At 37.9% G+C, this 15263-nt stretch carries 14 protein-coding genes; 1 reads left to right on the top strand and 13 read right to left on the bottom strand.

The genetic code is table 11. The annotated features are described in order from the left end of the window. Nucleotides 1-58 precede the first annotated feature (58 nt). The 5 genes from AC1Q6O_RS00250 to AC1Q6O_RS00230 all read right to left on the bottom strand — a co-directional run bounded on the left by AC1Q6O_RS00250 (nt 59) and on the right by AC1Q6O_RS00230 (nt 3882). Nucleotides 59-1012, bottom strand: a complete 954-nt coding sequence (locus AC1Q6O_RS00250) for a methyl-accepting chemotaxis protein (protein WP_089987080.1) — start codon at nt 1010-1012, stop codon at nt 59-61. A 128-nt stretch (nt 1013-1140) separates the two neighbouring features. Then, nucleotides 1141-2325, bottom strand: a complete 1185-nt coding sequence (locus tag AC1Q6O_RS00245; protein ID WP_008176337.1) for an NAD(P)/FAD-dependent oxidoreductase — start codon at nt 2323-2325, stop codon at nt 1141-1143. A gap of 45 nt (nt 2326-2370) precedes the next feature. Further along, nucleotides 2371-2799 carry a helical membrane plugin domain-containing protein gene (locus AC1Q6O_RS00240; RefSeq protein WP_004227758.1) on the bottom strand — a complete coding sequence of 143 codons (429 nt, stop codon included), beginning with the start codon at nt 2797-2799 and terminating at the stop codon, nt 2371-2373. 83 nt (nt 2800-2882) lie between these two features. After that, nucleotides 2883-3014, bottom strand: coding sequence for a hypothetical protein (locus tag AC1Q6O_RS00235; protein WP_255319038.1), 132 nt, complete (start codon nt 3012-3014; stop codon nt 2883-2885). A gap of 238 nt (nt 3015-3252) precedes the next feature. Next, nucleotides 3253-3882 (bottom strand): TetR/AcrR family transcriptional regulator, encoded by a 630-nt coding sequence (locus AC1Q6O_RS00230; RefSeq protein ID WP_237068896.1) that lies wholly within the window; start codon nt 3880-3882, stop codon nt 3253-3255. 118 nt (nt 3883-4000) lie between these two features. Here AC1Q6O_RS00230 and AC1Q6O_RS00225 point away from each other — a divergent pair, with 118 nt between their 5' ends. After that, the gene (locus tag AC1Q6O_RS00225; RefSeq protein WP_089987079.1) at nt 4001-6187 is read left to right on the top strand and encodes an MMPL family transporter; all 2187 of its coding nucleotides are present in this window, start codon (nt 4001-4003) and stop codon (nt 6185-6187) included. 256 nt (nt 6188-6443) lie between these two features. On the opposite strand, the gene AC1Q6O_RS00220 is transcribed toward AC1Q6O_RS00225, so the two are convergent. The 8 genes from AC1Q6O_RS00220 to AC1Q6O_RS00185 form a co-directional block, all read right to left on the bottom strand. Continuing rightward, nucleotides 6444-7319, bottom strand: coding sequence for a MurR/RpiR family transcriptional regulator (locus tag AC1Q6O_RS00220; protein ID WP_089987078.1), 876 nt, complete (start codon nt 7317-7319; stop codon nt 6444-6446). A gap of 71 nt (nt 7320-7390) precedes the next feature. Continuing rightward, nucleotides 7391-8296 carry an N-acetylmuramic acid 6-phosphate etherase gene (gene murQ / locus AC1Q6O_RS00215; RefSeq protein ID WP_089987077.1) on the bottom strand — a complete coding sequence of 302 codons (906 nt, stop codon included), beginning with the start codon at nt 8294-8296 and terminating at the stop codon, nt 7391-7393. Nucleotides 8297-8301: 5 nt separating this feature from the next. Then, the gene (locus tag AC1Q6O_RS00210; RefSeq protein ID WP_089987076.1) at nt 8302-9309 is read right to left on the bottom strand and encodes an N-acetylglucosamine kinase; all 1008 of its coding nucleotides are present in this window, start codon (nt 9307-9309) and stop codon (nt 8302-8304) included. Then, on the bottom strand, nt 9296-10123 hold the full coding sequence (locus tag AC1Q6O_RS00205; protein ID WP_008179553.1) for a carbohydrate ABC transporter permease: 828 nt from the start codon (nt 10121-10123) through the stop codon (nt 9296-9298). Before AC1Q6O_RS00205 ends, AC1Q6O_RS00210 begins: the two co-directional genes overlap by 14 nt. Nucleotides 10124-10134: 11 nt before the next feature. Continuing rightward, nucleotides 10135-11079 (bottom strand): carbohydrate ABC transporter permease, encoded by a 945-nt coding sequence (locus AC1Q6O_RS00200; protein ID WP_492400856.1) that lies wholly within the window; start codon nt 11077-11079, stop codon nt 10135-10137. A gap of 56 nt (nt 11080-11135) precedes the next feature. Beyond that, nucleotides 11136-12449 (bottom strand): ABC transporter substrate-binding protein, encoded by a 1314-nt coding sequence (locus tag AC1Q6O_RS00195; protein ID WP_008179556.1) that lies wholly within the window; start codon nt 12447-12449, stop codon nt 11136-11138. Next, nucleotides 12446-13465 carry a serine hydrolase domain-containing protein gene (locus AC1Q6O_RS00190; protein WP_089987074.1) on the bottom strand — a complete coding sequence of 340 codons (1020 nt, stop codon included), beginning with the start codon at nt 13463-13465 and terminating at the stop codon, nt 12446-12448. The genes AC1Q6O_RS00195 and AC1Q6O_RS00190 overlap by 4 nt, the downstream gene beginning before the upstream one ends. Before the next feature lie 155 nt (nt 13466-13620). Further along, a complete protein-coding gene (locus tag AC1Q6O_RS00185; RefSeq protein WP_008179562.1) occupies nt 13621-15135 on the bottom strand; it encodes a DHA2 family efflux MFS transporter permease subunit in 1515 nt (504 codons plus the stop codon). Nucleotides 15136-15263: the final 128 nt, after the last annotated feature.

Genomic DNA, 15263 nt, shown 5'->3' with positions numbered 1-15263 from the left:
AGCACCATTCTAATCATTTTTAGAACGGTGCTTTTTTATGTATCAAGTAAAACTATAGTTAAATTGAATGAGGGAAACCCTTCACCTTTTCAACTGCTTCTAGTAATTTTTTTGTGACCATATCTGATTCATCAATATGGTCAGTTAAAACTTTATTTGTTTCATCAAAAAGTACTGTCGTTGTTTTAAATTTACTCATGACATCTTCAGTCGAAATTTTTTGGCTATCTATATAGTGAAGTAATTCCTTCACTTCACCTTGGACATTCATAATGATTTGGAGTAATACGTTAATTTGCTCAGACGTATCCGTGCTCTTTTGAAGTCCCTCTGTCACCAGTTGCATATTATTTTTATTATCCTCATATGCCTCAGATATTTGATCCTCAATTTTTTTCGTAAGATTCACAATATCCTCTGTACTTGATTTGGTATTTTCAGCAAGCTTTCGTACTTCTTCTGCAACGACTGAAAACCCTTTGCCATGCTCCCCTGCTCTCGCTGCTTCAATAGATGCATTCAATGCTAGTAAATTGGTTTGATTAGAAATCTCACTGATGACTTTGACGATATCTGTTATTTGCTTTGAACGTTCACTTAAATGGTTCATACTATTTGTTGTTTTTCTTGATTGCTCACCAAGCTCATCAATAACATGCTGAACTTCTTTTACAGCTTGTTTACTATCAATCGATAAAGAAACCATTTCATCTGAAGAAAGAATTAAAGAGTTTCCTTTTTCTAGAGCATGGCCAGATATGATATTGGATTCAATGGTGCTGTTTTCTACACGATTAAACTCGTTTAAAATAGTAGTAACCATTTCACCCAAAATGACATGTTGATGATTAACTATATCGTGCTGTCCAATCGTCGAAATTAATTCCTTATGTAATTCATTGAGAAAAATTTGTAATTCATGGTCCTTCTTATCTAGCTTTGCATTCAACTCATCAATTTTATCCTTAAATTGCTCTATATCTTCTCTTTTTGATTGAAATATCGTTAACACATGTCATCACTCCAGTAACTAGATTTGTATTAATTTTACTCTCTTTGAAGTAATTAATAAACAAATATCGTAAGAGCAAACTTTCCATAAAAAAGTCCCACCTCCTAATGGAAGTGGGATAATAATTTTTAGTAAGCTAAACCGAATAGAGCTTTAATATGTGTTAAATAACGAATATTTGAAGCTTCTTTCATTAATGTTGCAGGAAGACCTTTAAGTTCTGTGTTGCTTGCACCAATTGTAGCAACCGCATCTTTACGGCCAAGGCTTGCAAGTGTACCAGAGTTCACTGCAGAGAATGTTTTCATCTCTTGATTTTTATATTGTGCAAAGACGTTATAACCAGCAAGCTCACCCATTTGCCACGCAACTTGCGCAGTTGGTGCGTAAAGTGGACGACCACCATCAGCTGGTAATGCTACAGATGCGTCACCAATAACAAATACATCTTCGTGAGATGTAGATTGTAGGAATTCATTAATTGTTGCTTTACCGCGATCAGCTGCAAGGCCTGATTCACCTACTAGTGGAAGTGGTGCTACCCCACCTGTCCATACAAGTGTGTTTGCAATAATTGGTTCACGGTCTTTTAGAGAAATAACGTTGCCGTCAACACCAGTTACAGGTGTTCCAGTAATAAATTCTACACCGCGTTTTGTTAAGCTTTCAGTAGCTCGTTGGATAAGTGTATCCGGAAGTACTGGTAAGATTTTTGGACCAGCTTCAACAAGTTTAATTTTAAGATCCGCAAAGTTAACACCGTGTTTTGCAGCGATTTTCGGGAAGTTGTCCACGATTTCACCAACAAGCTCAACACCTGTTAAACCGCCACCACCGATAACAATTGTTGCATCTGCTTCATCTTTAGATTGTGCATATGCTTTAATGCGATCTTCGATATGTTTGTTAATTTTATTGGCATCATTTACTGATTTAAGAACCATTGAGTTTTCTTCTAATCCAGGGATACCGAAGAAACCAGTTTGGCTTCCTAAAGATACTACAAGCGTATCGTACGTTAATGTATAGCCATTATCTAAATCCACTTTTTTATTATCTACATTGAATTTCGTTACTTTTGCAATGTGTAGATCGATGTCTAAACCTTTAAAGATTTTTTTAAGTGGTAATGCAACAGCACCCTCTGCAATTGTACCACCTGCTAAACGGTGAAGTTCAGTGATAATTTGGTGTGTTGGGAATTGGTTTACTACAGTAATTTTAGCTTCATCAGCTGATAGATACTTACGTGCTGTTAATGCAGTTAAAACGCCAGCGTAACCTGCACCTAAGATGACGATTTCTTTTGACATGATTAATTAATCCTCCGTCCTTACGAATTGAATTTACCTTAAGTCTTATTTAGCTTTGCGTTCTGAGCTTACTTGTAAGAAAGCATTAACAAAACGGAATACATTTTGAACTTGAGGGTCTTTTAACATTTTCACAAGACCGAATAAACCAATTACTTCGTGGCTTTCAGATGCTCGGTCTTTCGCTTCAATTGCAGTTGCTGCTAGGTTTTTCGCAGAGCCTACTACAGGTCCAGCGATTTCTGTTACTGCACCAACAGTATCATTTTTAAGCACTTCATCTGTTGCAACAGCTTGAGCAAACTCGTATGATTTCGTTAATAAAGTCATCATTTCAGTTAACTTTGGTAATTGCTCAACTAAAGTTGTAAGTGATTCTTGAACTTCAGGTTTTAGTAATTGATCTAGTACATCTAATTGCTCTTTACTCACAGTTACTTGTTCAGCCTGTGTTTGGTTATTCGTTTCTGACATTTTGAACTCTCCTTTGCCATCACTAGTACTATTTTTTATTGCTTACATGTAAAAAAGACCATTAAGGTAAAACTTAACAGTCGTTACAGCGTATATCCTACACAATCACCAGTCACAAGGGCTGGATAGCGATTCGTATGACTTGTTATTACAATGTTAACTTTAAGTCGCAAAAAGCGCATCATAATACCATCCTTATCTTGTCTTGGTGACATTACAACCTTCATTATAAGACTGTTTGTACATTATTTCAATGCGCTAAATCACAATTTCGACAATCTTTTCAAAATTCATTGATTTTATCAACTATTAACTGCCTTACTATCATAAATTTTCTAATGCATCAAATTTTTTTATGATCATTCACTTTCTTGTCGTTTTTAGAACCCTTTTTTGAAATATAACAATGAAAGGAGTTATCTCTAATTTAATGAGATAACTCCTTTCAAAGCTTTATTTATTTTGAACAGACAGCCAAAAGAAATTTGTTACTTCTTTTGCTGTTACATCTACTGAACCTAACAAAGTTTTTCCATCGCCATCTTTAAAATACCCTACTGTCATCAATGCCATAAAGTTATGAGCAAAAAACTTGGCATTCCCTTTTCGAATCGTGCCCTTCTCCATCTCCATTTGCATAGCCTGCTCAATCGTTTGATACATTTCATTTTCGGATGCTTGTACTTGTCTCAACTGAGATTCCGATAAATTGATGGAGGCCTCCCGCATAAAATTATTCATATCAATATCAATAGTTGCTGATAAATGAACTTCAACGAGCTGTTCAAGACGTTCTTTAAATGGTTTTTGTTGCTCCAAAATTTGTAGAATGGATAGCCTGATGCGATCCATCATAGCAATGAGTGCCGATGTATACAATTCGCCTTTAGTTGGGTAGTAGTAATAGATAGTCGCCTTTGTTACGTTACAAGCTTTCGCTACATCATCCATCGAAATATTTTTGTAGCCTTCTTTAATAAAAAGTTTTGTAGCCGTCTCAAGGACTAGATCTTTTGTCGGTTTCGCATTTTCATCATGGCGAGGTCTTCCAAGCATACGCGGTGACTGTTTCAACAAGTTCACCTCCTTTATAAATAAGCAGTCTTTTTACTCATATTATAACATATCCGTATTTCTAGATTGATTAATTAACCTTCTAGTATATATAATTAAATCACTTACATGAAATGGAGGTCTTCTCATGAAAAAACATCCACTTGAGCAATGGGGCTCAATGGTTGCAAGTAAAAAAGGGCGCTTATTAGCACTAGCCTTTTGGGTATTATTAGTCATTGTATTGTCTTTTGCTTGGCCACAAATTAATAGCATCGAAAGTGAGTCAGGCAAAAACCTACCTGACACGGAAATGTCTGAACAGGCCGCGGCAATGATTGCCGAACAATTCCCTAATGATGCCGGTACACCATTATTATTAGTTTGGTACCGAGACAGCGGACTAACGACTGAAGACTATTCGGCTATACAAAGTATATACAGTGAGCTTCAAGCTAAACCATTAGCTCATCAAACGATGGTTCCACCATTTGATAAAATGCCACCGCAGGCTCTATCAGCCGCTGCTTCAGAAAATGGCACAACCATTGTTACACCTGTGTTTTTTGAAAAAGGTGTCGCTACAGATGCCCTACAAGGTAGTTTAGATAAACTTACAAAAGTAATGGAGAGTAACAAAGTTCAATTAGATAAGAAACTTTCGAATGACATGCTTCATGTACGTTATTCAGGGCCAGTTGGAATCGCTACTGATGCTGTTAGTTTATTCTCCCAAGCAGATGTGAAGCTATTAATTGCAACCGTATTGCTTGTTTTAGTATTACTTATTATCATATATCGTTCGCCATTACTGGCTATTATTCCTTTACTAGTTGTAGGTCTTGCCTATGGAGTGATCAGCCCAACATTAGGCTTCTTTGCGGATCAAGGATGGATTGATAAAGATTCGCAGGCTGTCTCTATTATGACGGTATTGCTTTTTGGCGCAGGTACGGATTATTGTTTATTCCTGATTTCTAAATACCGAGAAGTTCTCTTCCATGTTGAGGATAAAACTGTCGCAATGAAACTCGCTGTGAAAGAATCAGGTGGTGCTATTTTAATGAGTGCCCTGACGGTGGTCATTGGCCTAGCTACCCTTAGTCTTGCTCATTACGGCGCATTCCAACGCTTTGCAGTACCATTCAGCTTTGGTGTACTTGTAATGGGAATTGCAGCTCTCGTTGTCCTCCCTGCTATTCTTGTTATCATTGGTCGTGTAGCCTTCTTTCCATTTGTTCCACGTACAGAAGAAATGGCACTTAGCAAAGGGAAGAAACAACATAAGCCGTCACATAAGATTAGTCATAAAATCGGACATTTCGTTACGCATAAGCCATGGATAGTTATTACTGTAACTGTTATTTTACTTGGTGGATTAGCGGCATTCGTTCCACGTATTCAATATACGTTTGATCTACTTTCATCCTTCCCAAAAGACATGCCGTCAAGAGAAGGCTTCACTTTAATAGAAGAGAATTTTTCGCCTGGAGAATTAGCACCTGTACAATTAGTGATTGATACAGAGGAAAATGAAATTAATTTACAGCAACAGCTTTCAACAATTTCTTATATTGATAGCGTGGCAGATGTGCAAATAGGTGAAAAAAATAACGCTATTCAGTTATATGAGCTATCTTTAAATGCCAACCCCTATGCAAAGGAATCATTGGCTCATATTCCTGAGTTAAAGGCAGAAGTTGTCGAAATGCTGGAGCAAAGTGGGCTTAAAAATGCTGATAAGCATGTTTGGATCGGTGGAGAAACTGCTAGTCAGTATGATACCCAACAAATAACTAAGCGTGATGAAACGGTTATTATGCCAACTATGATTGCTTTAATAGCATTATTATTATTTGTTTATTTACGTTCCATTACGGCCACTGTTTATTTATTAGCAACCGTGATCATCTCTTACTTTGGAGCATTAGGGGCAGGTTGGCTGATTTTACATCATATCATGGGGGCAGAAGCCATTTCTGGAGCTATCCCGTTGTATGCATTCGTGTTCTTAGTAGCGCTCGGCGAAGATTATAATATCTTTATGATTTCAGAGATTTGGAAAAAACGTAAAACAACGGATCATTTAACAGCTGTAGAAGAAGGAGTTGTCCGTACGGGAAGTGTCATAACATCCGCTGGTCTCATTTTAGCAGGGACTTTCGCTGTTCTGGCAACATTACCAATTCAAGTACTTGTTCAATTCGGTGTCGTCACTGCAATCGGTGTCCTTCTGGATACATTCATTGTTCGACCATTGCTTGTACCAGCCATTACAACGGTTCTAGGCAAATACGCCTTTTGGCCAGGAAAACTATTCAAAAAAGAAGTCTAGCCTATTTTAAATAACACGGTCATTAGCAACTCTACTTGCTAATATCCGTGTTATTTTTTGTATGAATACTAGAAAGAGCTGCTACAAATCTTTTCTGGCCCTATTGCTTTGCCTTTGGATACTACAGTGGATGTAACTGAATTACTTGGAGCTAGTAATCTTTCTCCCATGTTTAGTTTTTTGATCCTGCTGTATCAACACTCCATTTGTGACAGAGCAATAAAAACGAAGACGATGCTAAGAAATCGTCTTCGTTCTACTTTATTTTTCTTTTAGCAACTTTTTTATGCAGTCCTTGAATAACCGTTCGTGTCTCATCTAAATAATCAATTGTCTGATTATAGGCACTGGTCACTACTCCCATAAATAAAATATCAATGACAAGAAGCTGGGCAAGACGAGAGGAAGTGGCACCGCTTCTAAAGGTCGCTTCGACATTCGGTGACACATATAAACAAATATCGGCTAAACTCGATACTAATGAATTACCGTAACGCGTTAAACTTATGGTAGTAGCAGGAGTTTGGCCCGCTATTTCAAGGATTTTGGCCACTTCGTGCGTTTCCCCAGAGAAGGATATCCCGACTACCACATCCCCCTCCTGTGCATTGACGACCGCTGTAGCTCCTAAATGTAAATCCATGAATACTTTACTATGCTTATTAATTCTTAAAAACTTTTGATCTGCGTCCATAGCAGTAATTCCAGAAGCACCTACGCCAAAAAATATAATTCTTCTAGCCTTTGCTAAAGCTGATACAGCACGTTCTAATTCAGCCTTATCTATTAAATTAGCCGTTTGTGTCAAAATTTCACTACTTTGCAAGGTCACCTTCTCTACAATTGATTGTAACGGCTCATTTGCCTCTATATCTCTGTCGTCGGTGTTATTACGCTGTAAATCACCAGCAATACGCAATTTTAATTCCTGAACGCCGCTGACATGCAGAGATTTGCATAATCGTATAACAGCTGCACTGCTTGTCTGACTTGCCTCTCCCAACTCTACAGCGGTCATTTTAATCGCCTGAGTGGGATGCTCTAAAATAAAGCTCGCCACCTTTTTCTCGGAAGGGGGCAGCTTCTCACGCATTTCTGATAGCATAATTAAACCGGCATTTATTTTTTCCATACGTCCATCCCCACCTCTAGTATGTAGCCTTCAGGGAAAAGTGAATGGAGCAGTTCCATCCACCTCTTTCTTCAAAGCTTACGTAATTCTACTGCTCTACGGACATGCCCTTCGGATTGGGCGAGTAATGCTGTCGCTTCTTCTAACACTGTATTTGTTAGTAACATGACAATAGCCAGTTTTACTTGATAATTGGTTTGCTCTAAAACTTGCTCAGCTTGAATATACGATACTCCTGTCACTTCACAAACAATTTGCTTGGCACGTTCTCGCAATTTAAAATTACTAGCATGAACATCCACCATTAAATTTTTATAGACTTTACCAAGCTTGACCATAGTTGCGGTTGTAATCATATTGAGTATTTGTTTATGGGCGGTTGCAGCCTTTAGTCTAGTGGAACCAGTTAGAATTTCTGGACCAGTAATAACCTCAATAGCTATATCTACATTTTCGCTAATGGTGGAACGAGCGTTACTGACCAAGCTAATCGTTTTGGCTCCCATTTGCTGAGCATAATTTAAAGCTCCTTTGACAAAAGGCGTTCTACCACTTGCCGCAATACCAATGACTATATCTAGATTTGTTAAGCGTTGGTTCTCCAATTCTTGACGACCTAAAGATAAATCATCTTCTGCCCCTTCTATGGCGATCATTACTGCCTCTGAGCCACCCGCTAATATGGCTTGCACTAGTTTAGGCGAAGTACTAAATGTGGGTGGACATTCAACAGCATCTAACAGCCCTATTCTCCCACTTGTCCCTGCCCCTACATAAAACAATCTACCGCCATTTTTTAGCGCATGTACAACAGCCATAATAGCCTGTTCTATTTCAGGTAATACTTTGGCAATAGCCTGTGGAATTTTTTGATCCTCTTCATGCATTAGCCTTACAATTTCAGCAATGGACATTAAATCCAAATTGGTTGTGTCTGGATGATAATCCTCAGTCGTCAGTTTTGTCATTCGCTCCATCGAAATCAAATCACTCCATTCGATTTTTTTACACTCATCCAAGTTTCCTTTACTGTTTGTTGTAAAGCCTTTGTCATTGGAATTCCTTCACTAAAGAGTCCATTTATAAAAGCACCAATAGCAGGTGGTACTTCAGGCTGAATAATTTGATTATCAATAGTAGATTGTTGCAATTTTGCTTGAAAGCATTGAACAAAGTATTGATTTTCGAATAATCCTCCACAAGTAACAATTGGAAATTTTTTCACCTGTGGTTCTTTTCTATACATCATTTGGAGAAGTTGAACTAAATGGGTAACTGCACGGTCAACAATCCTCTTCGCTATCTCATTATTTTGGGTAGCTAAAAGTAATACCGTCCTAGCAATAGAGGAAATACATATGCGTGGCTGCGAATGCTCATAAATTAGTGTAATAATTTCCGTAGGATCTGTTAGTGCTAGATGCTCTAAAATGGCTTTAGAAAAGGCATCTTCATTTAAACCATAAGCATCATATTGACGAGTAATGGTACGCAATGCCTCTTGTCCAATATAGTAGCCACTTCCTTCATCTCCCAATAGATAACCCCATCCCCCCATACGACTAATTGAATTTTGTTGAACCGCATAAACAATTGAGCCCGTTCCCGCTATAACTACTAACCCTTCCTGTGTAAACGTCCCACTAGTAAGTGCCGCGACTGCATCATTGGTGACAGTAACTTTACAGGAAGTAGAAGGGAACATAGGAGCTATCCACGCCTTCCAGCGTTTTATATCCTCCTGACGATCCCCTCCTGCTACGCATAAGAAAATCGTTGAAACATCGTATTTTGTAGCGCTTATTTTTTGCACTAGACTCTCCAGTAAATGTTCAATATGTTGCCTTACCTCATGGGCTGGAGTTGATTTTATATTCGTACCGTGTCCATCCATAAAGGCGAGAATATTTCCTTCTTTTGTACCGATTATGGCACGGGTTTTCGTTCCACCACCATCGACTCCAATAATATATTGCTTATTTAATGGCACCTGCCGTCAGCCCCTCCATAAATTGCTTTGAAGCAATGAAGAATAATAGAATCATTGGTAATGATGCTAATGTCAGTCCAGCAAATAGTGAGCCCCAATCAGCCGAATGCTCCCCAAACAGCGACATCATTCCGACCGGGATTGTCCGTTTCATCTTTTCCGTAATAAAAATAAGCGGGAAGAAAAAATCATTCCATGCTGCGATAAAATTGATAATCACGACTGTTCCTAGTGCAGGTCGCATTAATGGCAAAACAACATACCAAAGGACCCTTAGATTACCTGCTCCATCCATACGGGCAGCCTCTTCCAATTCAGACGGCATCGTTTTAAAAAAGCCTGTTAGTATGAGTATGGATAAAGGTATACCTGTCGCTGTATTCATTAAAATTAAAGACCATAAAGAATTAATTAGTCCTAAATCACGCATTAAAATGAAAAGAGGGACAATCCCCAATTTTATTGGGATCATCATGCCTAATAAGAAAATGAAGAATAAGGCATGATTCCAAGAAAATTTAAAGCGTGCAATATAAAAGGATGCCAATGAACAAACAACAACAATCAGTACAACAGATACAACACTGACAAATAGGCTATTCAAAAAATATGTGGTAAATGGAATTTTAGACAATAATGTGCGGTAAGTATCTAAGCTAAAGCTAGATGGAAAGCCTAATGGATCCTTATAAATGTCCACACTTTTCTTAAAGGAGGACAAGATCATTAACAATATAGGATATAAGCTGATTGTCGCCACTGTAAACACAACAAGATAATAGAATGGTCGAAACCAAATGGCCCCTTGCTTCATATACTTCCCCCTTACATTTGGACGTCTTTTTTATTGGCCAAGCGTAAAAATAGCGTTGTACAAATTAATATAAATAGGAACAGTACTGTCGCTAGCGCAGACCCTAAGCCAATAGCTGTCGCACCAGAAGCTGTAGAACTACCAAATGCTAAGCGATAGAAAAACACGGCTAATGTATCTGTAGAATAATAAGGCTCTCCCATCGAACCTTGCATGGCATAAACAAGTTCAAATGCCTCAAAGGATTGAATAAATGTTAAAATGCCCATGATCATTATCGATGGCACCATTAAAGGTAAATAAATCGTACGTAATAAGGTGAAGCCCTTTGCACCGTCTAGTCTTGCAGCCTCAATTAATTCATTGGGGATGCCCTGAAACCCAGCTAAAAAAATTAAGACGCCAAATCCTAGTCCAAACCAACAATTGACTAAAATAATTGTAATCAAAGCTGTTCCAGGATCACCGAGCCAAGCCTTTTGTAACGTCTCTAAACCTAATTTCTCTAAAAGGACATTTAAGGTTCCGAAATTGGGGTTTAAAATAAGCTTCCATAAAAAACCTACGATAATTACAGATAAGACTCGCGGGAGAAAAAAGGCTGCCTTGAAAAACTCAGCACCTTTAATTTTTTGGTAGATAATAAATGCTAAAAAGAAAGCTACACCATTCATGACCACCATTTGCATAATAAAATAAAGAACATTATGTTTGAAGGCATTCCAAAACATGGAGCCATAAGGTTCTGTTGTGAAAAGCGTCACAAAGTTTTGGAAGCCAATAAAGTCCCCTCGTGCCATCCCTTTCCATTCAAAAAAACTATAGGATAAGGCCGCTAGAATTGGATAAAGCACAAACATTCCATAAATTATAATTGCAGGGATAGGGAAAAGGTGGATAGACCACCCTGCCCATGATTTTCTTTTTGATAACGGTGAAGCTGTAGGTTCTCTCATGATGAACAGCCCCCTTTAAATTTTTGAAAAAGGAAGATTCCTTGTAGGAGCATTATTTATTTTTGAAATGGCGTATACCAAGTTTTAGCATTGTCTTGTACTTTTGCAGCGACCTCTTCAGGCGTTACCTGACCTAGATACATACCTTGTAATTCACTTTCAAGTAAACTTTTTGTTGTTGGGTCCCCACCTGTAAAATTAGTCACCCACATGTATGGTATCGCTTCATTTGCAGTGGATTTACTAATCTCATTTAATAGGGCATCGTCAGAGGTAATATCAGGTATAGCACTGATCATGGAAAACTCCTTCACAAACAACTCACCAAATTCCTTTGTTGTTAAAAACTCTAAAAATACTTTGGCGGCCTCTATATTTTTCGAATTTGCATTAATAGCAAATGAGCCATCCACCCAAGTCGTCACTGTTTTCTGACCCCCTTTAGATGGAATAGGAAAATACCCTAACTCTAAATCTGGATTCATTTCTAATACAACAGGAATTTCCCAGCTACCTAACGGGAACATAGCAGCGTCCTCTAATGCAAACAAAGTACGAATATCATCCATTCCTAAGCCTTCTGAATTTGCAGGAAAATACTTCTTTAAGTCATTCATTACTTGTATCGATTCTATAAATTGAGCATCTGTAAAATCCTTTTCTCCAGCGAGCACTGCTTGGTAGAAATCATTCCCTTCGTAAATCGCTGGTCCAACAATCCCGTGCAGTAATGACAATAGCCACCCTTCCTTAGTACCCATTGCTATCGGGGTAATGCCCTTTTCAAGCAATTGATCATTTAATGCTATAAACTCTTCCCAAGTAGTCGGTATTTCGAGGTTATTATCCTTGAAGATTTTTTTATTATAGAAAAATTGCGTGGAGCTCAAATTGATCGGTACCCCATATTGATTTCCATCTTCATCACGTGAAGCTAGTAATGCCTCTTCAGGAAACGAAGCTAAACCGTTTAAGCCATTTATTTTCTCTACATATCCTGCTTCAGCAAGCTTTAATCCTGCTGCATAAGGTCGTAAGTGGAAAATATCTGGGCCTTCCCCAGCCTGTAGTGCTGTATTGAGAACAGTGTTATACTCTGTATTTTTAGTCGGATTAAAGGAAATGTGTATTTCGGGATGTTGTTCATTAAATAAAGCAATCACTTTTTCATATTTTGCCACATCTTCAGTACGCCAACTTCCTATCGTGAGAGAAATCTCTTCCGTTTTCTCCCCTTCTTCCTTATCAGGTGTTGTTGAAACCGTTGTTTTCTCTTTTGAGGTACACCCCACTAAAGCTACAACGATTAATAATGGAAACAGCCATAACCATTTACTCTTTTGTTTCATATCAACTAATCCACCCTTCATATAAGTAATTTTTCATAGATCAACGTATGAAGCTTTTCCCGAATACTTCTCATATTTGTATTCCTTCCATAATGAACTGCATTCGTCAGGAAAATAACAAAGGCCTTTTCAACAGGGTCCATCCAAATACTTGTGCCTGTAAAGCCTGAATGACCAAATGACCCCTTACTCCACCTCCTAGCAAAACAAGATGATGAGTAGTCTCCGTTCCATACTTCAAAACCAAGCCCCCTATTCCGAAATGTCTTCGTATGAGCAAGTTCTAGCCACTCATATGGAAGAACATCTTGTTGTGTAAAACCTAACCATATTTCTGCAAACTTCGCTAAATCTTCCGCACATGAAAATAGACCAGCACTACCAGCCACACCTTCCAACAGCAGGGACTTTTCATCATGGACAATTCCTTGAACAAATTTTCCATCCACCATTTCTGTGGATGCCGCTAGTGCCTGTTGATGGTCCGGTAATTGAAAGCGAGTATGCTTCATCCCCCAAGGCTTCAATATTTCCTGTTCAACGAATTGGCTAAGTGACCTTCCTGATACTTTTTCAATTACTTTCCCTAATAAAATCATACCTAAATCACTGTAGAGTACTTGCTTGCCTGGCTGAAACACTACTTTACTGGAAAATATCTCTGTCATGATGTCGCGTTGATGATGCCTCTTCACTACTGGCATTAAGTCTGCTGGTAACCCTGAATTATGCTGTAATAAATGTTGAATGGTTATATTGGCATACTTAAAATTCGGTAAATATGTTTGAACTTTATCGTCCACAGTCATTTGCTGTCGACTCAAGAGCAGTAAAGTAGCTGGTAGCGTTGCCACTACTTTTGTTAATGACGCTACATCGAATAATGTATGGCTCAAAATGAGTTGTTTGCTGCCATCCTGCGCTGTAAAAGCCCCGTAACTAAGAGACAAAATTCTTTTATGATGTTGTTGAACAATCAATACTGCACCTGGAATTTCCTTTTTCCGCACTAATTCATTTATATAGGCATCTACCAAATGAACACCCCACAATTATAACTATCTAAATTTTCTGTAAATTAGTATTATCATATAAAATAAAATGATAAAAAATTACTCCAATCTTAAAATTTTTTTTCACATAAAAAAACTCCCCATCAAGTAATTTCTTACTTAATAGAGAGTTTTTCCCATTATTTAGTTGGTTTTTTCAAATCCATTGAAGCTGCTGCGCTTTCAACCTTTACGCGTTTTAAGAAGAATGCAAGCACGACTGCAATCACTGTTATACCAGCTGCAATTAAGAATGAGTGTGTAATCCCATCTAATAAAGCAGTTTGCATAATTTGATCTTGCATTTGTTGCATTTGCTCTGCGGTAGGTGCTGCACCTGCTTGTGCCGCATTTGCTTTCGCCTCGACAATTAATTCTTCAGCTTTGGCTTTTGTACGATTATTCATGAATGTAACTAAAATCGCACTACCAATTGCTCCTGATACTTGTTGTAATGTGTTGTTAATAGCTGTACCATGTGGATTCATAATTTGTGGTAATTGGTTTAAACCGTTTGTCATAATAGGCATCATTACCATCGACATACCGAACATACGAATTGTATACATCGATACGATAAATGTATAGCTTGAATCAATTTCTAATTTTGTTAAACCGAATGTAGCGATTGTTGTAATCGTTAATCCGATAATGGCCAATATACGTGGACCAAACTTATCGAATAGCTTACCAGTAATTGGTGACATAATCCCCATTACAAGCGCTCCTGGAAGCATCATTAAGCCAGCTTCAAATGGTTCAATACCGCGAATAGATTGTACGTAAGCCGGTGTTAAAATCATCCCTGAGAACATTGCCATCGAAACAATAACAGAGATAACAGACCCTAATGCAAACATTGGGTATTTATAAATACGTAATTCCAATAATGGTTGATCCATTTTTAATTGTTTAATGATGAAAATAATTAAGGCAATAAAGCCAATTGAAATTGTGCCATATACCCAAGGACTTGACCAGCCTTTATCTCCTGCTGTACTGAAGCCGTATAAAATACCGCCGAATGCAACTGTTGATAAAAGTACTGATAGGAAATCTAAGTGGACTTCACGTGTCTCCATCACGTTTCTTAATTTCCAAACACCAAATAATAAACTAATAATCGCAAATGGAATAATCATTTGGAAAAGCATACGCCAATCATGGTGCTCAACAATATAACCTGATAATGTCGGTCCAATTGCTGGAGCCATAATCATAACTAAACCGAAGATCCCCATTGCTGCCCCACGCTTCTCTTTCGGGAAGCTAGTTAACATAACATTCATTAACAATGGTGACATACTAGATGCTCCGGCTGCTTGCACCATACGACCTGCTAATAGCATGTCAAAATTAGGAGCGAAGCCTGCCATAATTGTACCAATAGTAAAGATGGACATTGCCGCAATAAATAAATGTCTATTTTTAAAGCGTGTCACAAAAAATGCTGAAGCAGGAACTAAAATACCGCTTACTAGCATATAACCTGTTGCGAGCCATTGTACCTTTGAATATGTGATCCCAAAATCTTTCATGATTGTTGGTAGTGCCACATTCAACAATGTGTTGTTAAGAAAAGCAACAAAAGCACCCACAAATAATATAGCTATCATGCCATAAGGGGGCTTCTTCATTGTCTGCTCACTATTCATTTATATCCCTCAATTCTTTCTTGTGTTTTTCGATAAAACTTATTTTATACTCGTAGTCTACTTTTTTCAACAAATAAGTTTATATTTTTTATAAACGTTGATATATCAGCGTTTTTAGTGTAGAATAA

The organism is Lysinibacillus sp. GW823-FHT06C08 (assembly GCF_058795135.1).
The sequence above is the reverse complement of the archived record's forward strand: the minus strand, read 5'-3'. Positions and strand labels throughout refer to the sequence as shown.

Bases quoted from the DNA above. Each gene is read 5' to 3' on its own strand.
- AC1Q6O_RS00195 (WP_008179556.1), bottom strand. From the start codon at position 12,449: ATGAAGGGTGGATTAGTTGATATGAAACAAAAGAGTAAATGGTTATGG.
- AC1Q6O_RS00245 (WP_008176337.1), bottom strand. From the start codon at position 2,325: ATGTCAAAAGAAATCGTCATCTTAGGTGCAGGTTACGCTGGCGTTTTA.
- AC1Q6O_RS00185 (WP_008179562.1), bottom strand. From the start codon at position 15,135: ATGAATAGTGAGCAGACAATGAAGAAGCCCCCTTATGGCATGATAGCT.
- AC1Q6O_RS00220 (WP_089987078.1), bottom strand. From the start codon at position 7,319: ATGGAAAAAATAAATGCCGGTTTAATTATGCTATCAGAAATGCGTGAG.
- AC1Q6O_RS00240 (WP_004227758.1), bottom strand. From the start codon at position 2,799: ATGTCAGAAACGAATAACCAAACACAGGCTGAACAAGTAACTGTGAGT.
- AC1Q6O_RS00200 (WP_492400856.1), bottom strand. From the start codon at position 11,079: ATGAGAGAACCTACAGCTTCACCGTTATCAAAAAGAAAATCATGGGCA.
- murQ (WP_089987077.1), bottom strand. From the start codon at position 8,296: ATGGAGCGAATGACAAAACTGACGACTGAGGATTATCATCCAGACACA.
- AC1Q6O_RS00235 (WP_255319038.1), bottom strand. From the start codon at position 3,014: ATGTCACCAAGACAAGATAAGGATGGTATTATGATGCGCTTTTTGCGA.
- AC1Q6O_RS00205 (WP_008179553.1), bottom strand. From the start codon at position 10,123: ATGAAGCAAGGGGCCATTTGGTTTCGACCATTCTATTATCTTGTTGTG.
- AC1Q6O_RS00225 (WP_089987079.1), top strand. From the start codon at position 4,001: ATGAAAAAACATCCACTTGAGCAATGGGGCTCAATGGTTGCAAGTAAA.